General features: G+C 64.5%; 24 protein-coding genes. 11 read left to right on the plus strand and 13 right to left on the minus strand.

Annotation, left to right across the window (positions count from 1 at the left end):
• Positions 1–23: 23 nt before the first annotated feature.
• From JQ627_RS29730 to JQ627_RS29740, 3 genes are all read right to left on the minus strand, one after another.
• A complete protein-coding gene (locus JQ627_RS29730) occupies positions 24–1124 on the minus strand; it encodes an alkene reductase (RefSeq protein WP_212487927.1) in 1101 nt (366 codons plus the stop codon).
• 178 nt (positions 1125–1302) lie between these two features.
• A complete protein-coding gene (locus tag JQ627_RS29735; RefSeq protein WP_212487928.1) occupies positions 1303–1806 on the minus strand; it encodes a DUF1993 family protein in 504 nt (167 codons plus the stop codon).
• Between the two features lie 286 nt (positions 1807–2092).
• Entirely contained in the window at positions 2093–3394 is a 1302-nt protein-coding gene (locus tag JQ627_RS29740) for a lytic murein transglycosylase (RefSeq protein WP_212487929.1), read from the minus strand.
• 237 nt (positions 3395–3631) lie between these two features.
• On the opposite strand from JQ627_RS29740, the gene htpX reads away from it, so the two are divergent.
• Positions 3632–4591 carry a zinc metalloprotease HtpX gene (gene htpX, locus JQ627_RS29745; protein WP_212487930.1) on the plus strand — a complete coding sequence of 320 codons (960 nt, stop codon included), beginning with the start codon at positions 3632–3634 and terminating at the stop codon, positions 4589–4591.
• A 137-nt stretch (positions 4592–4728) separates the two neighbouring features.
• A complete protein-coding gene (locus tag JQ627_RS29750; protein ID WP_212487931.1) occupies positions 4729–5370 on the plus strand; it encodes a tetratricopeptide repeat protein in 642 nt (213 codons plus the stop codon).
• A 55-nt stretch (positions 5371–5425) separates the two neighbouring features.
• Here the strand turns inward: JQ627_RS29750 and JQ627_RS29755 are convergent, their stop codons facing one another.
• Positions 5426–5773 carry a hypothetical protein gene (locus JQ627_RS29755; RefSeq protein ID WP_212487932.1) on the minus strand — a complete coding sequence of 116 codons (348 nt, stop codon included), beginning with the start codon at positions 5771–5773 and terminating at the stop codon, positions 5426–5428.
• A gap of 176 nt (positions 5774–5949) precedes the next feature.
• Positions 5950–6756 carry a hypothetical protein gene (locus JQ627_RS29760; protein ID WP_212487933.1) on the minus strand — a complete coding sequence of 269 codons (807 nt, stop codon included), beginning with the start codon at positions 6754–6756 and terminating at the stop codon, positions 5950–5952.
• A gap of 226 nt (positions 6757–6982) precedes the next feature.
• Between JQ627_RS29760 and JQ627_RS29765 the strand changes: the two genes are divergently transcribed.
• On the plus strand, positions 6983–7276 hold the full coding sequence (locus tag JQ627_RS29765) for an antibiotic biosynthesis monooxygenase (protein ID WP_014497428.1): 294 nt from the start codon (positions 6983–6985) through the stop codon (positions 7274–7276).
• Between the two features lie 174 nt (positions 7277–7450).
• On the opposite strand, the gene JQ627_RS29770 is transcribed toward JQ627_RS29765, so the two are convergent.
• Positions 7451–8896: a short-chain fatty acyl-CoA regulator family protein gene (locus JQ627_RS29770; RefSeq protein WP_212487934.1), complete on the minus strand. Its 1446-nt coding sequence runs from the start codon at positions 8894–8896 to the stop codon at positions 7451–7453.
• A gap of 246 nt (positions 8897–9142) precedes the next feature.
• Here JQ627_RS29770 and JQ627_RS29775 point away from each other — a divergent pair, with 246 nt between their 5' ends.
• The 3 genes from JQ627_RS29775 to JQ627_RS29785 all read left to right on the plus strand — a co-directional run bounded on the left by JQ627_RS29775 (position 9143) and on the right by JQ627_RS29785 (position 11748).
• Entirely contained in the window at positions 9143–10774 is a 1632-nt protein-coding gene (locus JQ627_RS29775) for an isocitrate lyase (protein WP_212487935.1), read from the plus strand.
• Positions 10775–10799: 25 nt separating this feature from the next.
• Positions 10800–11006, plus strand: a complete 207-nt coding sequence (locus JQ627_RS29780) for a hypothetical protein (RefSeq protein WP_212487936.1) — start codon at positions 10800–10802, stop codon at positions 11004–11006.
• A 187-nt stretch (positions 11007–11193) separates the two neighbouring features.
• Positions 11194–11748, plus strand: coding sequence for a hypothetical protein (locus JQ627_RS29785; RefSeq protein ID WP_212487937.1), 555 nt, complete (start codon positions 11194–11196; stop codon positions 11746–11748).
• A gap of 58 nt (positions 11749–11806) precedes the next feature.
• Here the strand turns inward: JQ627_RS29785 and JQ627_RS29790 are convergent, their stop codons facing one another.
• Positions 11807–12688, minus strand: a complete 882-nt coding sequence (locus JQ627_RS29790; protein ID WP_212487938.1) for a metallophosphoesterase — start codon at positions 12686–12688, stop codon at positions 11807–11809.
• A 101-nt stretch (positions 12689–12789) separates the two neighbouring features.
• Between JQ627_RS29790 and JQ627_RS29795 the strand changes: the two genes are divergently transcribed.
• Positions 12790–13281: an NUDIX domain-containing protein gene (locus JQ627_RS29795; RefSeq protein ID WP_212487939.1), complete on the plus strand. Its 492-nt coding sequence runs from the start codon at positions 12790–12792 to the stop codon at positions 13279–13281.
• Positions 13282–13348: 67 nt separating this feature from the next.
• On the opposite strand, the gene JQ627_RS29800 is transcribed toward JQ627_RS29795, so the two are convergent.
• The 3 genes from JQ627_RS29800 to JQ627_RS29810 all read right to left on the minus strand — a co-directional run bounded on the left by JQ627_RS29800 (position 13349) and on the right by JQ627_RS29810 (position 14999).
• The gene (locus tag JQ627_RS29800) at positions 13349–13753 is read right to left on the minus strand and encodes a VOC family protein (RefSeq protein WP_212487940.1); all 405 of its coding nucleotides are present in this window, start codon (positions 13751–13753) and stop codon (positions 13349–13351) included.
• A gap of 48 nt (positions 13754–13801) precedes the next feature.
• The gene (locus tag JQ627_RS29805) at positions 13802–14182 is read right to left on the minus strand and encodes a DUF2304 domain-containing protein (RefSeq protein ID WP_212487941.1); all 381 of its coding nucleotides are present in this window, start codon (positions 14180–14182) and stop codon (positions 13802–13804) included.
• Between the two features lie 64 nt (positions 14183–14246).
• Positions 14247–14999, minus strand: a complete 753-nt coding sequence (locus JQ627_RS29810) for a glycosyltransferase family 2 protein (protein WP_249143481.1) — start codon at positions 14997–14999, stop codon at positions 14247–14249.
• Positions 15000–15206: 207 nt separating this feature from the next.
• On the opposite strand from JQ627_RS29810, the gene JQ627_RS29815 reads away from it, so the two are divergent.
• Both JQ627_RS29815 and JQ627_RS29820 read left to right on the plus strand, forming a co-directional pair.
• Positions 15207–16313 (plus strand): hypothetical protein, encoded by a 1107-nt coding sequence (locus JQ627_RS29815; RefSeq protein WP_249143482.1) that lies wholly within the window; start codon positions 15207–15209, stop codon positions 16311–16313.
• Between the two features lie 53 nt (positions 16314–16366).
• The gene (locus JQ627_RS29820) at positions 16367–16882 is read left to right on the plus strand and encodes a GNAT family N-acetyltransferase (RefSeq protein ID WP_212487943.1); all 516 of its coding nucleotides are present in this window, start codon (positions 16367–16369) and stop codon (positions 16880–16882) included.
• Between the two features lie 105 nt (positions 16883–16987).
• Here the strand turns inward: JQ627_RS29820 and JQ627_RS29825 are convergent, their stop codons facing one another.
• The gene (locus JQ627_RS29825) at positions 16988–17359 is read right to left on the minus strand and encodes a hypothetical protein (RefSeq protein WP_212487944.1); all 372 of its coding nucleotides are present in this window, start codon (positions 17357–17359) and stop codon (positions 16988–16990) included.
• A gap of 446 nt (positions 17360–17805) precedes the next feature.
• On the opposite strand from JQ627_RS29825, the gene JQ627_RS29830 reads away from it, so the two are divergent.
• Positions 17806–18096 carry a hypothetical protein gene (locus JQ627_RS29830; RefSeq protein ID WP_249143483.1) on the plus strand — a complete coding sequence of 97 codons (291 nt, stop codon included), beginning with the start codon at positions 17806–17808 and terminating at the stop codon, positions 18094–18096.
• Between the two features lie 590 nt (positions 18097–18686).
• Here the strand turns inward: JQ627_RS29830 and JQ627_RS29835 are convergent.
• Together JQ627_RS29835 and JQ627_RS29840 are read right to left on the minus strand one after the other, a co-directional pair.
• Positions 18687–21059 carry a TonB-dependent receptor gene (locus tag JQ627_RS29835; protein WP_212487945.1) on the minus strand — a complete coding sequence of 791 codons (2373 nt, stop codon included), beginning with the start codon at positions 21057–21059 and terminating at the stop codon, positions 18687–18689.
• Positions 21060–21207: 148 nt separating this feature from the next.
• Positions 21208–21612: a DUF2946 domain-containing protein gene (locus tag JQ627_RS29840; RefSeq protein ID WP_212487946.1), complete on the minus strand. Its 405-nt coding sequence runs from the start codon at positions 21610–21612 to the stop codon at positions 21208–21210.
• 439 nt (positions 21613–22051) lie between these two features.
• Here JQ627_RS29840 and JQ627_RS29845 point away from each other — a divergent pair, with 439 nt between their 5' ends.
• Entirely contained in the window at positions 22052–22984 is a 933-nt protein-coding gene (locus JQ627_RS29845) for an IS110 family transposase (RefSeq protein ID WP_212487947.1), read from the plus strand.
• Positions 22985–23001 lie beyond the last annotated feature (17 nt).

The raw sequence follows: 23001 nt of genomic DNA on the forward strand, positions 1-23001 counted from the left end.
GACAGCCGTCGTGTGGTTGGTACTTACTCCGCCGGCTCGGCCGCGAGCGTCGGGTAATCCGTGTAGCCCTTCGCGCCGCCGCCATAGAATGTGTTCTTGTCCCAGTCGTTCAGCGCGGCGCCCGTCTTCAGCCGTTCGACCAGGTCGGGGTTGGAGATGAACGGCTTGCCGAAGGCGACGAGATCGGCCGCGTTCGCGTCCAACACCTTGGTCGCGAGATCGAAGTCGTAGCCGTTGTTGGCGATGTAGGCGCCGGTGAAGCGCTTGCGCAGGCCCGCATAGTCGAACGGCGCGATGTCGCGCGGACCGCCGGTGGCGCCTTCGACCACGTGCAGGTAGACCAGCTTGAGTGCGCTGAGACCGTCGACGATGTGATCGAACAAGGCCTGCGGATTGGAGTCGGAGAGATCGTTGGCCGGCGTCACCGGCGAGATGCGGATGCCGGTACGGTCGGCGCCGGCCTCGGCGGCGACAGCCCTGGAGACCTCCAGCATCAGCCGCGCGCGGTTTTCGATGGGGCCGCCGTAAGCATCGGTGCGCTTGTTGGCGCCGTCCCTGGCGAACTGGTCGAGCAGATAGCCGTTGGCGCCATGGATCTCGACGCCGTCGAAGCCGGCTTCCAGCGCATTCTTGGTGGCGCGTTTGAAGTCGTCGATAATGCCAGGAATTTCCGAAAGTTCGAGCGCACGCGGCTCGGAGACGTCGGCGAAGGTGCCGTTCACGAAAGTCTTGCCCTTGGCGCGGATCGCGCTCGGCGCCACGGGGGCGGCGCCATTGGCCTGGAGATCGATATGCGAGATACGGCCGACATGCCAGAGCTGGATGAAGATCTTGCCGCCGCGCTCATGCACCTTGTCGGTGACCTTGCGCCAGCCGGCAACCTGGTCCTTGCTGTAGATGCCGGGTGTGTCCTGGTAGCCCTGGCCCTGCTGCGAGACCTGGCTTGCTTCGGTGATCAGAAGCCCTGCGGAGGCGCGCTGGCCGTAATAATTGGCGGCGAGCGGGCTCGGCACAAACGTGCCGGGCGCGGCGCGGTTGCGCGTCAGCGGCGCCATCACGAGGCGGTTGGCCAGCGTGATTGGGCCGAGCTTGTAGGTCTCTAGCAATTTGGTCGGACGGCTCATGGGAATGCTTCCAGGCGGTGACAGGTCACGAACACTTGTGCATCGCGGCAATCAGCGCAAGGGAGGAGTTCTACGGAAAGTGCACGCGAGCTACGCAGCATGGCCCGCGTAGCATGATTCATGTGCAATTTCGGCCGAGGCAGCAGAATTTCGCTACGCCGTCGTGCGATCTGACAAATCAGTTCGCGCCGAGGAAATCGCGCTTGCCGATCTCGACGCCGTTGTGGCGCAAAATACCGTGGGCGGTCGTGGCGTGGAAATAGAAGTTCGGCAGCGAGAACGCGCTGAAGAATTCCTGGCCCTTCATCGTGGTGGTCTTGTTGGGACCGGACGGAAAGTTGACGTCCCTGGCTTCGGCGCCTTCGAACTGCTCGGGCTTGAACGATTTGACGTAGTCGATCGTCTTCGCCAGCCGCTGCTTCAGCTCTTCAAACGTTTTTTCCGTGTCGGGGTTCGAAGGCACTTCGCTGTGCGTGAGGCGCGCGCAGCCCTTGGTGGCGAAATCGCTGACGAGCTGGATCTGCTTCGACAGCGGCAGCATGTCCGGAAACAGGCGCGAGCCCAGCAGGACGCTCGGGTCAACCTTTTTGGCCGCGCAATGCGCCTCGGCTTTGGTGAGCAGGCCGGTCAGGCTGTTCAGCATTTGCAAATAGGCAGGGACGACGGCGTCGTGGAAGGACATGTGATGCTCGCTCTCATGGTGGGGAAATCTCAGGAGAAACCTGAGCCACTCACATGGGAGCATCATGGAAAAATACAATCGCGAAAGCGGCTTGTGCGGTGCGAAAATGCTAGCGAGCCACATCCACAGTGTCTTGGCAACCACACCCTCGCTGTCATCGCCCGGCTTGACCGGGCGATCCAGTACGCCGAGACGCCTGTGATTGAATCGAGTGGATGTCGAGTACTGGATGCCCCGCCCCCCGTGCGCAATTGCGCACTAGGCGGGGCATGACAGCGTGGGGATGCTACCGCACCACCGCCGCCGGCTGCGCCTGGGCCGTGCCGCCGCGCATCCGCGCGAGCAGCTCGGCGGTCGGCCAGGAATCGGCGGGCAGGCCGTATTTGATCTGCATCGCCTTCACGGCGGCGCGGCTCTGCTGGCCCAGCACGCCGTCGACCTTGCCGACATTGAAGCCGGCTTGGACCAACAGCTGCTGCAATTGCTTGAGCTCGTTGAACGGCAATTGTGCGACCGGCTGGGCCGGCTTGCGCATCGGCGCCGCGCCCGCGATGCGGGTGGCGAGATAACCTGCCGTGGTCGAATAGATCAGCGAGTTGTTCCACTCGGTGTAAGCCGCGAAATTCGCATACGCCATGAACGCCGGCCCAAAGCGTCCCATCGGCAGCAGCACGGAGGCCGCGAGATTGTCGTTCGGCAGCGGCCTTCCGTCGGGATAGGTGACCCCGAACTGCGCCCATTTCGAGCGCGGCTGCTGCACGGTGAGGTCGGTCTGATCCCATGGCAGGTTTTGCGGCACCTTGATCTCTTCGAGCCAGGGCTCGCCGCGCCGCCACTTCAATCCGTTGGCGATGTAGTTCGCGGTCGAGCCGATCACGTCGTCCTCGCTGCGCAAGAGATCGCGTCGTCCGTCGCCGTCATAGTCGACAGCATAGTTGACGTAATGCACGGGCAGGAACTGCGTCTGCCCGAGCTCACCGGCCCAGGAGCCGACCATCTCGTCGGGTGTGAGATCGCCGCGGTCGATGATCTTCAGCGCGGCGATGGTCTCGTTCACGAACATCTCCGAGCGCCGGCAGTCATAGGCCAGCGACACAAGCGACTTCAGCGTCGGCAGATTGCCCATGTTGACGCCGAAATCGCTCTCGAGGCCCCAGAACGCGGCGATCACCGCCGGCGGCACGCCGTACTCCTTTTCGGCGCGCGCGAACGCAGCCGCGTGGTGCTTGATGTGCTGCTGGCCGTTCTGCATGCGATAGGGCGCGGCCATGCGGCCGGCAAATTCGGTGAAGAGCTGGCCGAACACGCGCTGGCCGCGGTCGCGGTTGACGATGCCCTGATCGTAGACGAGGTAGGGCGAGGCTTCCGATATCGTCCGCTGCGATACGCCTGCGGCAACGGCCTGGCTCTTCACGTCGGCCAGGAAACGATCGAAGCTCGCGCCATTGTGGCACGAGGCCGCGCGCGGCGACGGGGCTGTGGCTCTGGGCGCGATGGGCTTGGCGGGTGGTGGCGCGAACTGGGCGGAGGCGGGGAGGGCGAAAGCGAGCAGAGCGGCGGCCGAGATCGCAAATCGGGTCTGGAGCATGAGGTTTCCGGCGGGGGAGAAGGGGCGCGTGTGGAATCTTGCTAAAGCTTAAGTGAATTGAGCGCCTCAAACCATCCCTTCGTCATGGCCGGGACAAGCCCGGGCATGACGGAAATGCAATGTTGGGCATAGCCGCGGCTCCGCGACGCACCTTGAAACCTTGCATCCGGGCCGGGGTCATCCCCACCTGAATAGCGCCGGCCGATGGCTCGCCCGCGGCCGCCCCGGGAGACGGCCATGAACTATCTTCGTACCGCAATGCTGCTCGCAGGCCTCACCGCCCTGTTCATGGGCGTGGGCTATCTGATCGGCGGTGCTTCAGGCGCCATGATTGCGCTCGTCATTGCTGCCGCGACCAATCTCTTCACCTACTGGAACTCCGACCGTGCGGTGCTCAGGATGTACGGCGCCCATGAGGTCGACCGCGCCAGCGCGCCGGAACTGGTCGGGCTCGTCGCCGAGCTTGCGGGCCGCGCGGGCTTGCCGATGCCGCGCGTGTTCGTGATGGACGAGGCGCAGCCCAATGCGTTCGCGACCGGCCGCAATCCCGAGAATGCCGCGGTCGCCGTCACCGTCGGCCTGATGAACCAACTCAGCCGCGAGGAGCTCGCCGGCGTGATCGCGCATGAGCTCGCGCACATCAAAAATCACGACACGCTGCTGATGACGATCACCGCGACCATCGCCGGCGCGATCTCGATGCTGGCGCAGTTCGGCATGTTCTTCGGCGGCCACCGCGACAACAACAGCGGCCCCGGCATCGTCGGCTCGATCCTGATGATGATCCTCGCCCCGCTCGGCGCCATGCTGGTGCAGATGGCGATCAGCCGCACCCGCGAATATGCCGCGGACAATCTCGGCGCACGCATTGCGGGTCAGCCGATGTGGCTGGCGTCGGCGCTGGTGAAGATCGAGGGCGCCGCGCATCAGGTCCCGAACTACGATGCCGAGCGCAATCCCGCGACCGCGCACATGTTCATCATCAATCCGCTGTCGGGCCATGGCGTGGACAATCTCTTCGCCACCCATCCCTCGACGCAGAACCGCGTCGCCGCGCTCCAGCAGCTCGCAGGCGAGCTCGGCGCGCAGTCGGCGCCGTCGGTCGGTGCCAACGAAAACTACCCGCCGCGGAGCCCGTGGGGGCAGTCGTCCTCACGCGGTCCTTCACATGGCCCTTCACGTGGCCCCTGGGGCTGACGCGGAACCGGCCTGAAATAGCGCCCGGCTTTGTGACCTGGCGCACACAGGATGGTCCCGGCCGGTGTTAACACCATAGCGAGACTGTTCCTTCGAAAGGGGATGCGTGGCCGGTCCTCTGCCTGCCACGGTCGAAGATGACCAAAGCTGCGGTACCATTGCTGATCGTCCTGGGCGTGCTCATTGGCCTGTCCACGCATACGGTCGTCAATTGCGGCGACGAGGACGAGCCCGACGTCTGCTCGGCGGTAATCGGCTTCTCGCCGCTGCGGGGATCGCTGATCGCCTTCGCCTATGAAGGGCGTGGGCGGATCGCGCTGCGGCATGGCGATTGGCGGCGGGCGATCTCGGATTTCGACGAGGCCATCCATCTCAATCCCAACCGTGCTTCGCTCTACCGCGACCGGGCGCTGGCGCGCCGGCAGAACGGCGACCTGGAGCTTGCCATCGAGGATTACGACGAGGCGATCGCGCATGATCCCAGGCAGCCCGCGCCCTATTATCAGCGCGGTCTTGCGCTCGCCGGCACCGGCGATCTCGATCGCGCCATCCTGAGCTACAACACGGCAATCCGACTCGATCCGTCGGATGCGCAGGCCCGCCTCGACCGGGGCCTCGCGTTCCTCGCCCGCGGCCAGGCCGACGACGCGCGCGCCGATTTCGAAGCCGCCCTGGCGCTGCCGGCCGGCAAGGACGGCCGCACCCGCGATGCAGCGCGCGCCAAGCTCGCCGAACTCGCCAGCGCCGAGCCGACCCAGGTGTCGGTGCCAAGGCGGTGAGGAAGTTCTCTCCCTCTCCCCGCAAGCGGGGCGAGGTGAAGCGCGCGACCCGCGCTTACTTCGCCTTCTTGGCTTTCGCCTTTTTGACCGGCTTCTTCTCAGGCTTTTCCTTCGCCTTCTTCTCCACCTTCACCGCCACGGGCGTGCTGGCGGCGAGGCGCATGGCGCGGGCGTAGCTGTCGGCGACGTTGTCGGCGGACATCTGGAGGCGCTTGGCGGCGGCGGTGGCCTGCTCCATCGTGGCCTTGGCCATCATCTTGAAGCGGTCGCCGGTCTCCTTGCCCTTGGCCTTGGCCGCAAGGCCGTTGAAGCGATCCCGCCGCTCCTTGGCGCGGGTCAAAAGGCCCGTATGCAGCTGTCTGGCCAGTTGCCGGATCACGACATCCAGGTCGGCGTCCGCCATGTTGTTCTATCCTCTTCGAAATCGGGTATCGATGCGGGCGGGACTATGCAGATCGGGCCCCGCCTTGGCAATTCCCGGTGGTGCGTCATCCGCAGCTTCCGGTTAGCAAAACAAAAAAGCCGCGCGTTTCCGCGCGGCTTTTGGGGTGGCTTTTGAAGTGACTTGGCGCAGACGCCTTATTTCAGCGAAGCAACCGGTCCGCTTGATGCCGCCGGCTCGGGGTCGAAGCCGAACACGCCGACCAGGTATTTGTAATAGTCCGGCATCTTCTCCTTGAGCGCCTCGCGCGACTTCGGGTCGTGGAATTCGCTCTTGCCGGCCAGGAAGATGCTGGAGGTCACGGCAAAGAACTCCATGGGATTCTTCATCGCATAGGATTCCTTGGGCAGCAGGTCCTTGGACTTGGCCAGAGCGTAATAGCCGATCACGCCCTTGTTGGCGTAGCCGTCCGGCAAGAGCCGCGCATGATAGGCGTGCAGCAGCTCGTGCAGCAGCACGGCCTCTTTCTCATACCGCATCATGTCCGGGCGCAGCATGATCACGCCGAGGCCCGAATCGACCGCGAGGTCGACGGCATTGGGATTGGTCCAGCGCTGCGTGGCGTGGTCCCACACCGTGAGCGACCGCGGCACGCGGCGCTCGACGTTCGGGGTGACGCGGCCGTAGCAGGCGGTCGCGGCGCCTTCATCGAGGCAGGCCAGCTCGCTCGCGATGATCGGGACGGTGCGGAAGAAGCGCAGCACGCGCGGCGACAGGCCGGCGGATTCGACGACGTCGATCTGCTGCTTCAGATTCTCGGTGAGCTTGTCGACATCCTTGCGGTCGGAATTCTCCGACAGGTCGAACATGTAGCCGCGATAGCTCTGGAAGCCCGGCGGCAGCGCCTGCGCTGCCTCGGCCGACGCGTCGAGCGATCCGGCATGGGATGGATTGGCGAACAGCGCGCCCACAACGGTCGCGGTCAGCAGCAGCGCAACGCGCATGATGAACCCCCTGATATCACTTCACCCGGCAGAATAGGCCGTCGCCGTTTGCGAAAAGTGAGTGCGGCGAGACTAGGGCACCGATGTTGAGGCGTGCTTAACCGTTGGTTGCAGATCGCGGCGGCGGATTAGTGCCGGGTTAACCAAGCGTGGATTGGTCGGGCGCTTCGGCGTAACATCCGGTCCGGGCCCCAGGCCCCGTTCAGACAGCCAGAAGGAGGATGCCATGTACGCCGCCATCCGTCAGGCCAAGGCGAAAAGCGGGAGCGCGGAAGAGCTGGCGCGCCGCATCAAGGACGGCGCCGTTCCGATCATCAGCGACGTCGACGGTTTCCGCGCCTATTACGTCGTCTATGCCGGCGACGACACGGTCACCGCGATCTCCATCTTCGACAAGTTCGAGCAGGCGGAGGAGGCGAACCGGCGCGCGATCGCCTGGATCGAGAAGGATCTTGGTCCGTTGCTCGCGGGGCATGCGAGCGCCGCGGCGGGGCCGGTGATCGTGCATACGCTGGCGTGAGTTGGACGGACCGCTATCGCCTCATACTCAGCTGTCATCGCCCGGCTTGAACGGGCGATCAAGTACTCCGTGACAGCAGCGATAGAGCGGATGGGCCGCGGCGTACTGGATGCCCGCTTTCGCGGAGCATGACAGCGGAGTGAGTGGCGCGTGCGAGCCCTCAAGCGAGCAGCCTCACAACTCCCGCGCATTCGAGAACGCGAACGAGCTCACGCGGCGCGTCGTCTCGTCCAAAATCAGCGTGCGCGTGATCGGCGGCTCGGCGCGCTGGGCGCAGTTTTCGCGTTCGCAGAGGCGGCAGTTGACGCCGATCGGCGTGCCCTCCGTTTTCTCCAGATCCAGGCCGGAGGCGTAGACGAGGCGGGTGGCGTGACGGATCTCGCAGCCGAGGCCGATGGCGAAGCGCGGTTGCGGCAGTGGATGCGGGGCGACGGGGCGTCGCACCATCTGCGCGATCGAGAAATAACGCGTGCCGTCGGGCAGCTCGATCACCTGCTTCAGCAGGCGATCCGGCGTGTCGAAGGTCGAGTGCACGTTCCACAACGGACAGGTGCCGCCGAATTTCGAGAACGGGAACGTGCCGGAGGAAAAGCGCTTCGACACGTTGCCGGCATTGTCGACGCGCAACAGGAAGAACGGAATGCCGCGCGCGTTCGGCCGTTGCAGGGTGGTGAGGCGATGGCAGACCTGCTCGAAGCCGGAATTGAAGCGTTGCGCCAGCACGTGAATGTCGTAGTTCAAGGCCTCCGCCGCAGCAAGGAATGTCGGGTAGGGCATCATCACGGCCGCCGCGAAGTAGTTGCCCAGCGTGATGCGGAACAGGCGGCGCGGCGCGTCGTCGAGCGGGCCGGCACGGCCGATGATGGTCTCCAGGTGCTGGGCGCATTCGCCCAAGCCGAGCTGGAAGGCGAGCTGGAAGGCGCGGCCGGGCGGATCGACCAGCTCGGAGATCAGGAGCTGGCGGCGATGGCGGTCGAAACGCCTGAGCGTCTCGCGCATCACGTCGACCGGCATGATGCGGGTCTGGATCGAATGCTTTTCACGCAGGCGTGCGGCGAGCGCGGCATAGAGCCCTTCGGCCGGCACGTTCAGCTCGTCGCGAAGCGTTTCCGCGGCCTGCTCCAATTCCGGAAAATAGTTGCGGTTGGCCTCGATCAGCTCGCGCACGCGCTCGACGGGATTGGCCTCATAGCGCGTGCCGATGTCGCGGTCGGCCATCTGCGCCGCGGCCAGGGTCTCGCCCTGGCGGGCCTCTGCATAGGCGGCATAGAGCCGCTGCAGCGCATGGGTGACGCCGGGGCAGAGCTCGGCAAGGTCGCGCAGTTCCTGCTTGGGAACGTCGATCTGGCGGAACAGCGGATCGGAGAAGATTTCGTTCAGCTCGGCGAAGAAGCGGTCCTCGTCGGCGGTCGCGAGGTCGCGCAAATCGAGGTCATAGGTCTCGGCCAGCCGCAGCAGGATCTGCGCCGTCACCGGGCGCTGGTTGCGCTCGATCAGGTTGACGTAGCTCGGCGAGATCCCGAGCCCCTCGGCGATCTGGGTCTGCGACAACCCCAATTGCTGCCGGATCCGCCGGAAGCGCGGGCCGACGAACAGTTTCTTCCCTGATACGGCGGGCATTTTCGGATCTCCCAAGGTCCTGAAGAGGTATCAAGGACAGTCTTATTGACCTATATTTGTTACTAAATTTACAAAATAACATTTATTACATGTTCTGAAGTTACATGACATCACCATTCGAATACAAGGCCTCTGTACGAACTTCGCTTTCTCGCGTTTAGCTCATGACGCGCATTTCGCAATGCACTGTCAAAAATGTCGATGACGAAGCTAGACGCTTCGTCGTCATCGAGAAGGATCAGGCACATGAACTACCAGCCCCGTGGCATCAACGCCCTGCAGAGCCCGGCCTCGTATCAGAGCGAGATCGAGGCAGCCCAGGCGCTCCTCAAGACCCAGCCGACCTGGAACGGGGTGTCCGCCGAGGCCGTCGCGCGCATGCGCCTGCAGAACCGCTTCAAGACCGGTCTCGACGTCGCCCGCTACACCGCGGCGCTGATGCGGGCCGACATGGCGGCCTATGACGGCGATCCCACCAAGTACACCCAGTCGCTGGGCTGCTGGCATGGCTTCATCGCCCAGCAGAAGCTGATCTCGGTCAAGAAGCACTTTGGCAAGACCGATCGGACCTACCTGTATCTCTCGGGCTGGATGATCGCGGCGCTGCGCTCCGAGTTCGGTCCGCTGCCCGACCAGTCGATGCACGAGAAGACCTCGGTGCCTGCCCTGATCGAGGAGCTCTACACCTTCCTCCGTCAGGCAGACTCGCGCGAGCTGAACGACATCTTCCGCGCGCTCGACAAGGCGCGCAAGGAAGGCGACAAGACCAGGGAGAAGGAGCTGATCGAGAAGATCGACAACTTCCAGACCCATGTCGTGCCCGTCATCGCCGACATCGACGCGGGCTTCGGCAACGCGGAAGCGACCTATCTGCTCGCCAAGAAGATGATCGAGGCGGGCGCCTGCGCGCTCCAGATCGAGAACCAGGTCTCGGACGAGAAGCAGTGCGGCCACCAGGACGGCAAGGTCACCGTGCCGCACGAGGTGTTCATCGCGAAGATCCGCGCCTGCCGCCACGCCTTTCTCGAGCTCGGCGTCGAAGACGGCGTCATCGTCACCCGCACCGACTCGCTCGGCGCCGGCCTGACGCAGCAGATCGCCGTCAGCCACAAGCCCGGCGACCTCGGCGACCAATACAACAGCTTCCTGGATTGCGAGGAAGTCACGGCCGCGAACGCCCGCAACGGTGATGTCATCATCAACCGCGACGGCAAGATGATGCGTCCGAAGCGGTTGCCGTCCAATCTCTATCAGTTCCGCCCGGGTACCGGCGAAGACCGCTGCGTGCTCGACAGCATCACCTCGCTCCAGAACGGTGCCGACCTGCTCTGGATCGAGACCGAGAAGCCGCATATCGAGCAGATCGCCAAGATGGTCGACCGGATCCGCAAGGTGGTTCCGAACGCGAAGCTGGCCTACAACAACTCGCCGTCGTTCAACTGGACCATCAACTTCCGTTGGCAGGTCTACGACGCGATGAAGGAAGCAGGCCAGGACGTCAGCAAGTACAACCGTGCCGAGCTGATGAAGCCGGAATACGACGATACGCCGCTGGCGAAGGAAGCCGACGAGCGCATCCGCACCTTCCAGGCCGACTCAGCCAAGCGTGCCGGCATCTTCCACCACCTGATCACGTTGCCGACCTATCACACGGCGGCGCTCTCGACCGACAATCTGGCGAAGGAATATTTCGGCGACCAGGGCATGCTCGGTTACGTGAAGAACGTCCAGCGCGCCGAGATCCGCCAGGGTATCGCCTGCGCCAAGCATCAGAACATGGCCGGCTCCGACATCGGCGACGACCACAAGGAATATTTCGCGGGTGAAGCTGCCCTGAAGGCGGGCGGCGCCCACAACACCATGAACCAGTTTGGCTAACTCGGCTAACGACAGGAGACTGACAATGACCAACAGCAATTTCTGGGTGATCGGCGGCGAGTTCGGTTCGATGAACTTCCACAAGCTCGTTGAAGGCTCGGCCCAGGTCAAAGGTCCCTTCAAGTCCCGCAAGGAAGCCGAGGATTGCTGGAGGGAAGTGTCGGAAGAGAGCCGTCACAAGGCCGGCGTCCGCTTCTCGATCGTCGAGGAGCCGTCGCGGGTCTCGGCCTGACCCCTGCCGCTCCAATCAAGAAACGTCCAAGGACGGACGATCCCATCCGGCGCAAGCCGGGTGGGATCGTCTGCTTTTGGCACAGGTCAATCGGCTGTGGGCTCGGTAAGTCTCTGGAATTGTGGACCCTTTGCGGAGGGTGTGGTTGCTGATAGGTTAATGGAGGCAAGTGAGGACGAGGCCGACAATGTCAGAGCCCGAAACCAGTGGGACCCATCCCGGCCAGCCGCGCCCGGTGCGGTTGCGCGACGCGCTGCTGCGCGCACGGATCGAGGCCGCCGACCGGACCGGTGTGGTCGTCGATTTGCGCGACGCGGAGGTGGCACGGCTGGAGATCCTCAACGACGCGCTCGATCCCTTGTTCGCGCAGGTGCCCGAGCAGATCGACCTGTTCGATCGCGGCATCAGCCAGGGCGATACGCCCAGACTCTGGATCGATGTCGTCGCACACATCATGATGGGGCGCGACAAGCGGATGTACCGCTTCATCCAGGACACCCGCTTCGGCCGCATCGTGCTCGCCGAATCCCACGACACCGCAGTGATCGTCGAAGCCGTGACGGACTATGTCGCCCGCCGCATGATCGAGCGCGAGCGTGCGATGGTGGTCCCGCCCGAGCCGAAGCCCGAAGTCGCGCCGCCGCCGCGCCGCTCGCGCGTCTGGCCGTTCGTGTTCGGCTTTGTGCTCGGTGTTGCCGCCTTGTTCGGCCTCGCCGTGCTGGCGGCCTTGCGGAGCTGGTGACGATCTCTCCTCCGTCATTCCGGAGCGCGCGAAGCGCGAGCCCGGAATAACAGCGAAACTAGACCAACCGTGCATGCTTGATCTGCTGGATCTGAAACCCCGCCGCCAGCCCCCGCACCGTCTGCTCGCAGCGCCAGCCGGCATTGTCTTTCTCGATCGTGAACAGATTATACGCTGCCGCCGGGTAGCGCCCGTGGGCGAGCGCGGAGGCCGATGGCACGCCGAGCGCGGGAATTTTGCCGTTGGGGCCTTCGAACCACATCGTCGAATGAATGTGGTCGTGCCCGTGCAGGATCAGCTCGACGCCGTGGCGCTTCAGCAGCGCCTGCAGATCGGCGGAGTCGGTCATCCGCTTCTGGCGCGCATTGGACTTCAGCGGATGATGCACCAGCAGCACGCGAAAGACGTCCTCGGTCGCGAGCCGCTCGAGGACCTGTTCGAGGGCTGCGAGCTGATCGCGCCCGAGCGTGCCGGTCGCCATCAGCGGCAAGGTCGGCACCGCCGTGGACAGGCTGATCAGCGCGAGCGGTCCGCGCCGGCGCACGGAAGGAAAGCCGATGCTGCCGTCGTCGCCCGCAAGATAGGGCGCAAACGTCTCGCCGAAGCGATGATAAGTGCTGCGGACATAGGCGTCGTGATTGCCGGGAATCGTGGTGACGCGGTCGGGCGGACCGACGCCGTCGAGCCAGGCGCGCGCCGGCGCGAACTCCGCCTCCAGCGCAAGATTGACGAGATCGCCTGTCACCGCGATGTGGTCGGGCGCCTGCGCCTGGACGTCGGTGACGAGTGCGTCGAGCACCTCGCGGCGCTGGTACTTGTGACGGTTGCGCGTCCAGTTGACGTAGCCGAGCGCGCGCTTGCCCGCGAGCTCGATCAGCCGCGGCTTCGGCAACGGCGGCAGATGCGGGTCGGACAGATGGGCGAGCGTGAAGGGGGCCATGGCGCGCGATTGCCTCGCTATTCGTCCGCTGTAATGGCAAGGTCGCGAGGACTGTGCAAGCGGGTCCCGGACAGGGGCCTCTTGGCCTTCTTGGGAGCCTGATGGGGGATCGTCTGAACCGCGTCCGACGGAGATTCGAACCGCTGCTGCGGCGAATCTTCCACGCCTATTTCCTGCTTGTCCGGGGCATGACGCTCGGCGTCCGCGCCGTGGTGCTGGATTCCGAGAACAGGGTGTTCCTGGTCAGGCACAGCTACATCACCGGCTGGTATCTGCCCGGCGGCGGCGTCGATCTTGGCGAGACCATGGAGCAGGCGATGCGGCGCGAGCTCAAGGAGGAGGGGGATATCGATCTCACCGGTGACGCCGTGCTGCACGGCATCTTCCTCAACAGCCACGTCTCCCGCCGCGACCACGTCGCGGTCTACGTCGTCAGGCAGTTCAAGCAGGATCGCCTGCCCGCGCCCAACCACGAGATCGTCGAATGCGGTTTCTTCGCGATCACGGCGCTGCCCGAGGGCACCACGTCAGGCACGCGGCAAAGGCTCGCGGAAGTGCTGGACGGCCAGCCGCTGACCACGACGTGGCGTTGAACGGATTTGGCGCTGAAGCGACGTGACGTTGAAGCGCGATGGACCTAGAAGCGGCCTGGCCGAATCCTCAGGCCCGAACCGGCTGCCCGATCCCGAGCAGGTTGCCTTCGCTGTCGCGGAACCAGGCGCCCCGCTCACCAGTACCCTTGCTCGGATAGTTTCCCGTGATCTCCGCAATTCCATCGACGGTCTTCAAGCCGGGCAAGTCATAGTCCTCGAACGCTACGCCACGTGTGCGAAGTTCGCGCACGGTTGCCTCGATATCCTCGACTTCCCACCCCATTTGCGTGTGTGTGCCGGATTGCGTCCCGGCCGAGAGGAATATCGCAAACTCGCCGACGGCGCAGACGTAGCGCAGCCCACCCTCGCGCTGTTCGACCGGCTCGAGCCCGAGCTTTTCCGAATAGAACGCCCGCGCGCGGTCGAGGTCTTTGGCTGGAAGCCGGGTTGCCACCTTCGCGTTCTTCAGCATGCCGCTCTCCTTGTCCTGGCCTCGAGACGACGCTGGATAGCTACGCGCTCATGAGTCGACGCCCTGACGGCCCTGCTTCGCCTGCAGCTCCAGCACCAGCAGGCTCTGCTCCTGGATCAGCGCGCTGTTCTGCCGTTCCAGCCTGTGCAGGCGCGCCGTCATGTTGTGCATGAACGCGAAGACCACCAGGAACAGGGCGCCGAACATCACGACGAACGGAAACACGACGCCGGTCAGATGGCTGACGAGATAGGCCAGCGTCGGGAACAGCGCGAAGCCCGCGGGGATTATCGCCACCATGGACAGCATCAGGAAGTCATAGAGATCGAACTTGCCTTGCAGCGTCTTGCGCAGCAGGACCAGCATGTAGATCAGCGCAAAGGCGGAGATGACGACGACCGTCTCAGGACTTGGAAGGGCATCTGTCACGGCTGCGTCCTGAAAAGGTTCGACGAGATGGTGAGACTGCAAATCGGTGCGGGGGCGCTCGGCCTCATGATGCTCTCACGAGGCGCGCGAGCAGGATATAACCGAGGACGCGGATCATGTAACTCGCCGACTTCAATCCGTCGATCGAGCTGACGCCGGTCTCCCGCGCCCGCATCTCGACCGGAACTTCGCTGACCGTGAGGCCTGCGCGCATGGCCCAGGCCAGCGAGATCGGTTCCGGAAAATCCGCCGGATACGCTTTTGCGAAGAAAGCGATGGCGGAACGGTCGAGCAATCGCATGCCGCTGGTCGGATCGGTGATGCGGCCGCCGCCTCTGAAAAGACCGTTGAGTGCAAGCACGATCAGCCTGATGCCGGCGCGCCGCATGCGCGTGGAGCAGAAACCGGCATGGTGGATGAAGCGGCTTCCGATGGTGATGTTGGTCGGGTCCTTGCGATGGGCGTCCAGAAGCATCTCGATGGCGCGCGGATCATGCTGCCCGTCGCCGTCGATCTGGATGCAGAAATCGAAATCCTGACGGGCCGCGTATTTGATGCCGGTCTGCACGGCGCCGCCGATGCCGAGATTCTGCGCGAGGCGGGCGACGGGCGAGCGGCAGCTTGCCACCGCGGACGTCGCATCCGACGAGCCGTCGTCGACGACCAGGGTGTGATAACCGCGGCCGGTTGCCGCGATCTCGCTCAGGAGACCGCCGATCGAGGCCTCCTCGTTGAAGCACGGAATGATAAGCAGGATCCGCGACGCCGCGACCGGCGGTGCGGCGGCGCCGTCCCGGCACGTGTCGGTCGAACCCAAGCCCGTATTTATACCCATACCCAAGCCCATGTCGGCCACGTCTGCCTCACCTCCTGACTGCCCACCCTTGCTATACTTGCCGATGCTTTTCCTGTACAGGCGGCGGGTCGTTTCAAGCTGCGGGGGGCCCCGGCGAACGCGATGAGAGCTGTTAAAGTCTTTTTTTCAATTGTGTTTCTAGCAATTCTGGCCAGCAACATCAGGCTGATGTCGCATTGGAACGAGAGCCGCGGCGTCTATGACGACATCTGCTATCTCAGGCAGGCGCATCTGTTCCAGCGCTTCGGCTGGCAAGGGCTCGACACTAGCCTCGCCCGAGAAACCGACGGCTATCTCGCGGCCAAGCTGCGCAGCATCGATTTTCCGAACTGGAATGAACCGACGCGGGCACCCTGCCACACCCAAACTGCCGACGGCAGCAAATGGGTGATGACGCCGCCACCGGGCACGGGCTTCGTGCTGGCGCTGTTCCCTGACGGGTTCCAGGTCGCTCCGCTCTATATGCTGGCGAACGCGATCGTCGCCGGCTTCGCGCTTTACGGGTTGTGGCGGGCGCGGGAGAAGGTCGCGTTGACGCTCGCCGCATTGTTCGGCGCGCTCTCGATCTACTTCATGATCAATCCGACCAAGGCGAGCTATTCGATGGCGCCGACCATGGTCGTCTGCGCGCTGGCGGGTCTGCTCACCGCAAGACTGTTCGTTGGCGAAGGCCGGCGCCGCCTGCTGATGGTCGCTGTCGTCGGCGTTCTGCTCGGCCTGTCCGCGAGCTTTCGGATCGCGAACGTCGTTCTGTCGGCCGGCTATTTCCTGTTCTTCGGATTGTCCTTCCTGATCTGGCGAACCCGCGAGACCTTCGTGTCGGGTCTCGTGCTTGGCCTTTCGTTCCTCGTCGGGCTGTTGCCGGTGTTCGCGGCGAACCTGGTCAATTCGGGGCATCCGCTGGTCTCGGCCTATGGCGGCCAGGATACGGCCGCGCCGAGCCTCGATCCCGCCGTGCTGCAGGCCTATCTCCGCGATACGCAGTTCCCGTTGATCGTGACCGCCTGCGTCGGGACCGCGCTGTTGTGGCGCTTCGCCGGCCATGGCGGCGTCAGGAAACTCACGCTGCTGGTCGCCGGCAATCTCGCGCTGAACCTGGCGTTCTTTGCCACGCATCCGGTCTTCACGCAGTATTACGTCATCCCGATCCTGATGCTGTCGCTCTGGACCCTGCTGTTCGCGGCCGTCCTCAGCCGCGACCCGGCCCAAGGTTTTATCGTCCACGAGTCCGATGGACCGCGGCCGTCTGAGATGTTATCCCGCATCTCGCCTTGACGCGTTTTCCTGACGCGAACCTGAAGCCACTTCGCTCGAAGACGCATGTCGCCATGACCGATCTCTCACTCACTATCCTTCCCGAAGCCCCCGGCGACGCCCAGGCGATCGAACGGCTGCACGAGCGCACCTTCGGTCCCGGCCGCTTCGTGCTCAGCGCCTATCGCATCCGCGAGCATGTCGACCATCTGCTCGACGTGTCATTCACTGCCCGCATCGGCACGCTGCTGGTTGGCTCGGTCCGGCAATTGCCGGTCCTGGTCGGGGAGACGCCCGCATTGCTGCTCGGGCCGCTCACTGTCGAGCCGCCGTTCCGCGACCGCGGCATCGGCCGTCTCCTGATGGAGCGCGCGCTGAAGGACGCCAAGGAGAAAGGTCATCGCCTGGTGCTGCTGGTCGGCGACGAGCCCTATTACGGCCGCGTCGGCTTCAAGCCGGTGCCGAAGGGCCGCGTCACCATGCCGGGTCCGGTCGACGCCGCCCGCATTCTGGTGTTCGAGCTCGTCGACGGCGCTTTCGATGACGTGTCGGGCTCGGTCAGCCCGGACTGGAGCAAGGCGCGGGTCTAGCGCTGCCGGTCAATCTTATCGTCGTCGCCCCGCCGGCGGCGCCAAAGACCAGCGGCAGGCGCTTGATGCACATGAACAAGCTCCTGCAAAAGAAAGCCGTGTTCGCTACTGCTTGTTTCTATGCTTGCTCGCACCTCTGAGCGGCGGGGTCGATGACGGCGCATTTGCCGCCTCCGTCATCTGGATGCAGGTCAGCAGATCGACATAGCTTTGGGCGCCGCCTGCTACCGCCTCGCCCTCGCAGGCGTCACGGACGGCGGACTTGGTCGCCGACCAGACTGTGCCGAGCTGCTGCTGCGCTGCCGTCTCATCGCGCATGCAATCGGCGACGCTCTGCGCCAACGCCAATCCCATCGCCTTGTCCGTTTCCGACGTCGCCCTGCAGAGCGCCTCGACCTTCAGTTCGGGAACGCGATCGGACACGGAAAGCAGCGATTGGCCTGCCAGCAATCCAAGTGAGAAGAGGACCACTTTCATCTAGCTCTCCATCTCCTAGAACTGTCCAGGCTGCGCCGGCGGACCGGGCCAACTCGACCTGAGATTATTGGGATTGGCGCGGTCGAACAGATCCTGTCGCAGGGCAAAGCCGCGCGTCGCCGACAAGGCGTGGGGCGCGAATGGCACTTTGGGCTCGGTCGCGCCGACCGTTTTTTGCAGTGAGGCATGACGGCGAGCTGTCGTTTGGGCCGCCGCGGTGTCCGTCGTTGCGAAAGCGGCGATCGCGAGAAGAAGGACGTACGATGCATTTGAGAACATATGAATTCTCCTGCAATCAAATCCACGTCCCGCGCAGAGCGCCACGGCGTCTCGTGGCAGGCGTTGATTCAGATCAACATCGGCGGGACCCCATCCGCCATGACTCGACGACGTCGGCGGAAATCCTATAGGTTTCCCGCCGGCCTGATTTTCGACGACGCTCGTGATTGGAGGTATTGATGAAAGACTGTCGTCCGGTGTGTGTTGCGGCTGTTGTGCTGACTGGCGCCTTGGTTTTCGGCGATGCTTCCGTGCAAGCTGCCGAAGAGCAGGTGCAGGGCATGCTCGCCGCACAAATTCGTTCGCAGGGATTTACCTGCGAGAAGCCGCTTGGCGCGACCAGGGACGCGAAGCGCTCGAGGCCGGATTACGCGGTCTGGGTCCTCAAATGCAGCAATGCGACCTATCGCGTGGGCCGCGCGCCCGATATGGCGGCGAAAGTAGAGCCGCTTCGATGAGGCGCCGCGCTGCTGCAGCGGCCCTGAACCGGGTGAGCAGACGTGGCAAAGGGGGCGCGAAAGAACCGTAAGCGCGAAAGGCCCGCACGAAGGCCCGGCCGTTTGAGCCGGCCGATCCCCCGCAGTTGTCTGCGGCGCCCAGGCCGAAAACCACCTTGCTGCTGGCAATGGGCGGTACTCTGCTCGTTCTGGTCGCCGGGGCAATGCTCCGGCTCGGGGCTTCGAATTCCCCCACCCAAGCCGCAGCAAATCTCTCAACTGACCCTCGTCGGAAGCCAGGCCTGCAGCGGCTGCCATGCCGCGGAGGCAAAGCTCTGGCAGAATTCGCAACACCGGCACGCCATGGATCACACCACGGAGCAGTCCGTGCGCGGTGATTTCAATGACGCGGTGTTCGAATATGCCGGCACGAGCCGCGCCATCTGTTCGGCATAGCCGAGAGCGGCCGCGACGTCTCCCCTCTCCCGGGCGATGCAGGGCTGGCCAACCTGATCAGAGAGCTGAAACGATAGCTCGACCAGGCGCGATGATGTCGGGGCCCTCTGGGACCCCGACTGGAACCAAGTCTCGAACCAAGTCTAGAACCAAGTCTAGAACTTGAAATTCGCAAACGCCCGCACGCCGATGCCGGGCATCAGAACCTCGTCCTTGGTGTAGGACACCGAGTTGCGGATGTTTTCGTTGAGGAGATTGTTGCCGACGATGCCGGCCGTCATCTCGCGCGCGCCGAACAGACGCGGATCGAGCTTGGTCTTGTAGCTGACCTCGGCCTTCAGCAGATTGTAGCCCGCCGTCGGCGTCTCCGCGATCACGGCGACGTTGTTCTGTGCGAAGGCGTGCAACAGGTTGACGCGCATCAGCCAGTTGTCGTCGCGCCAGAACACGCCGCCGCCCAGCCGCAAGGGCGGAATGCGCGGCACGTTGGTGCCGTCGGTGAAGGTGGCGCGGACCACGTCGAACTGGTTCTCGATGCCCCAGATGCCGCCCCGGAACGCACCGACGTCGAGCTGCGACTGGAATTCGCCGCCGCGGAAGTTGGCGTTGGCCTGCGAATACACCGCCTGGTTCAGCTCGGCGCCGGGCGTGCCGCACGAGGCAAAATCGTCGTCGCACATCACACCGGTGAGGCGGCGAAAGATGAAATTGTCGAAATGCGTGTAGTAGACGGTCGCCTCGAAGCGGAATGGTCCCGTCGCCTTACGCACGCCGACCTCGACCGACTTGGCGGTCTCGATCTTGAGGTTGGGATTGCCGATGTCGAAGGTCGCGGTCGCATCATGGGCACCGCGCGAGAACAGCTCGGCCGGCTTCGGCGCGCGCTCGACATATTGCGCGGTGATGCTGCCGACCATGCCGCCCGGCAGGTCCTGCAACAGGCCGATGCTGCCGCTCTTCGGCGTGAAGGAGGGATTGCGCGCAATCGCCACCTGCGGCGTGCCGTCGGGCAGGTAGTCGGCCGGGAAATTCGGCGTCGTGCCGTGCAGCTCGACATGCTCGATGCGGCCGGCGATCTGGGCTCGCGTCGCGTCCGTGAACTTGAATTCGTTGAAGGCGTAAGCAGCAACGCGCGTGTTGTTGTTGGGGTCCCACAAGCCGTTGAACAGCGTGCCGGGGTTGTCGGGGCTCGGTGCCGTCAGCTCCTGATGACCGGCCTGGAAGCCCAGCGCCGTCGTCACTTCGGCGAAGCGCGCGTTGAACGGCATCAACTGCACCTCGGTGCGGATCTCCTGCTCCTTGTTGGTGAAGGTCTGCCGCACGCCGTCGGTGTTGGGATCGGCGGGATCGGCAAGGCCGATCTCGTTGTGTCGATAATCCGTGGCGCCAGCCCAGAAGCGGATGGCGTCGATCGCTGCAGCGTCGGGATGGTATTCGCCCTTGATGTTGATCTTGGTCTGGTGACCGTCGATCCGCGTGTTGTGGTCGGCGCCGTCGATGCCGGGGATGTGGTAGAGCGAGTCGTTCTGCGTGATCGACGCGCCGATATAGCCGCCCTGGAAGAAGTAGGAGCCGCCGATCGAGGCGCCGTCCGTGCGCGTCGCCGAATTGGGCTGGCGCCCGTTTGTGATGGTCCGGGTCTGGTCGGTCAAATAGGGGTAGCTCGGGATGCCGTAATCCGTCGTGTTGCGGCCATAGACGTCGGCATGGAAGGCGAAGTTGCCCGCGCCGGTGTCGAGCAGCACGCCGCTTTCGACGCCACGATCCACCGAGCTGAACGCGGAACGTGTCTCGGCCGTGACGCAGGGCGATGTCCCGGCGGTTGCGAGCGGCGCCTTCACCGGCATGCCATAACTCTGGAACGGCTGGGCACCGCAGGTTGGCAGCGCGTCCGGAATCCGGTTGTTGGTCGCGCTGACGACTCCGCCGATCGAGGTCGAGCCGTAGCGAAGCGCAGCCGGCCCGCGCACCACTTCGACCTGGTTGGTCGCGAGCGTATCGACCGGGACGAAGTGATCCTCGCCGAGATCGGATGCGCCGTTCGAATTGGTGCCGTTCTCGACGATGCCGACGCGGTTGACGTCGAGGCCCCGGATGACCGGCCGGCTGGAGGCGCCGGGCGCAAAGCTCGAGCCGGTGATGCCCGGCTTGGAGAACAGCAGATCGCCGAGTTGCCCGCCGCCCTCGCGGCGGATCTCCTCGTTCGGCACCACCGTGACGGTTGCGAACTGGTTGGTCACGATGGGCAGCACGCCCTGCTGAGGTGCAGCCGATGCCGGCGCCGCCGGCGCGGCTTCGGCCGTGCGCTCCCGATTGCGCGCTGGCGCGGCGCGGCTCACGCGGCCTGGGTTATGTGCGGGCACGACCGCTCGCGTTCTGCGCACGATGGGGCTCGGCGCCGTGACCGTGACGGACGGCAGCTCGGTGGCCGACGGCTTGTCCTGGGCCAGCGCCGGGGTGGCGGCGGCGCCAAGCAGGAGCAGGCTCGCTCCGCCAAGGCGCTGCGCGCGTCGCAATTCAAATGACATGGTCCTGATTCCAGTCAGGCGCCGTCCGCGAGATTTGCTGCTGATCGGAGGCGGCCTGCCGTCGCAGCGCGACGGAATTCGACTTCAACTGCTCCCAGGCATTCGCCGACATGCGGCGGGCCCGGGCGTGATCAAGTGATGTCTAGAGTCAGGACGCGGGAGGGGCGCGGGGCTGGAACGCCGTGCCGGCCGATTTCAGATGAATGAATTCGGCGTCGGTGGTGCGGTTGAGCAGGTCGATCGCCTGCGGGAGCAGGAGCAGAGGCGGCGCCGCGACCATGACGGTGCCCGCCATCGCGACGAGGGCGCAGATCGCGCAATTGTCCTCGCCCGGTTGCTCCCGGTCGGGACCCGCGGGCGATTGCTTCTGGACTACAGCGTGGTCGATCGAGGCAACGCCCTTGGCGCCGTCGGTCTGCTGGAGCGAGGCTGTCGCGAGGGGAGCGGCCTGGGCGAACCAATGGCTGTGGCCAAATGTCAGCGCGAACTGCACCAGCATCGCGAACAACGCGAGCCGGGCGCCGTGCCTGATATTCGACCGAAACCACTTCATCTGGAAAAGCCACCCCACATCGCGAGGCACCAATCCCCTGACGTCGCGATGTTATAATGTAACATCGCGCGGTTGGTGAGTGGATGTCAACGGTGGGAAGACTGGCGGCAGCAGGCGGCCGCTCCGATGTGTCGTTCGGGCAACTAGGCAGCTCGCATGTGGCCCATCCTTCGAGACGCCCGCCTCCGGCGGGCCCTCAGGATGAGGTCGGGGTGCGCTGCTGCAATTTCGACAAGCCAAGCTGCCCGCTCAGCCTCATCCTTGTAAGTCATGTTGCGCCGGATCGGCTAGAGTGTCCGGTGCGGTAACGGACGGGAGACCGCTTCATCCAAGGGCTTTGAAGCCCGTGCCTCAGCGCGGCGCCCCGTCCGTTGTTCCATCGAACCCGAACAGTCGCGAGGGCCGCCTGGCGAGCCCGATTGCGCAAGGAGGGGTGCAGATGGACGCGATCTATGTTGGCATTGATGTATCGAAGGACCGGTTGGACGTTCATATGCGTCCGAGCGGAGAAGCATTTGCGGTCGGGCGCGACGGCAAGGGCTTGGAAGAGCTCGTTACGCGTCTTGCGGCTTGCTCGCCGACGCTGATTGCGGTGGAGGCGACAGGTGGCTTCGAGACCATCGTCGCGGCAGCACTGGCCGGCGCCCAGTTGCCGCTGGTGGTGGTCAATCCGGCTCAGATCCGGCACTTCGCCCAGGCCGTTGGTCAGCGTGCCAAGACCGATCCAATCGATGCGGCGATCATCGCACGTTTCGTCGAGGCGGTGAGACCAACACCGCGCGCCCTGCCGGATCAGGAGGCCCGGCTGCTGGCTGAGCTGGTCAGCCGCCGGCGGCAGATCATCGAGATGATCGTTGCCGAACGCCAGCGCGAGAAGCGCGTCGAGAATGTCCGCGTCCGCAAGAGCCTTGCCCGCCACATCAAGGCCCTCGAGAAGGAGCTGCCGGAGATCGACAACGACATCGACACCTTGGTGCGCGGATCGCCGGTCTGGCGCGCCAAGGAGGAGCTGATGATCAGCTTTCCGGGGGTGAGCAACACGCTCGCACGTACATTCCTGGCCGAGGTGCCCGAACTCGGCACCCTCAATCGCCGCGAGATTGCAAGCCTTGCCGGCCTTGCTCCGTTCACCCGTCAGTCCGGCCGTTGGAAGGGCAAGAGCATGATCGGTGGCGGAAGAGCGGCACTGCGTGCCGGGCTCTACATGGCCGCTCTCTCTGCCAGCCAGCATCATCCGCAGCTCAAAGCGTTCTATCGACGCCTGCTGGCCGCCGGAAAGCCCAAGATGGTCGCCCTCATCGCCGTCGCACGCAAAGTCCTCACCATCCTCAACGCCATGCTCAGGGACCAAAAACAATGGCAACCCGCTTGACGAAGAACACAGTCGCT

Source organism: Bradyrhizobium liaoningense (genome assembly GCF_018130785.1).
Lineage (GTDB): Bacteria > Pseudomonadota > Alphaproteobacteria > Rhizobiales > Xanthobacteraceae > Bradyrhizobium > Bradyrhizobium liaoningense_A.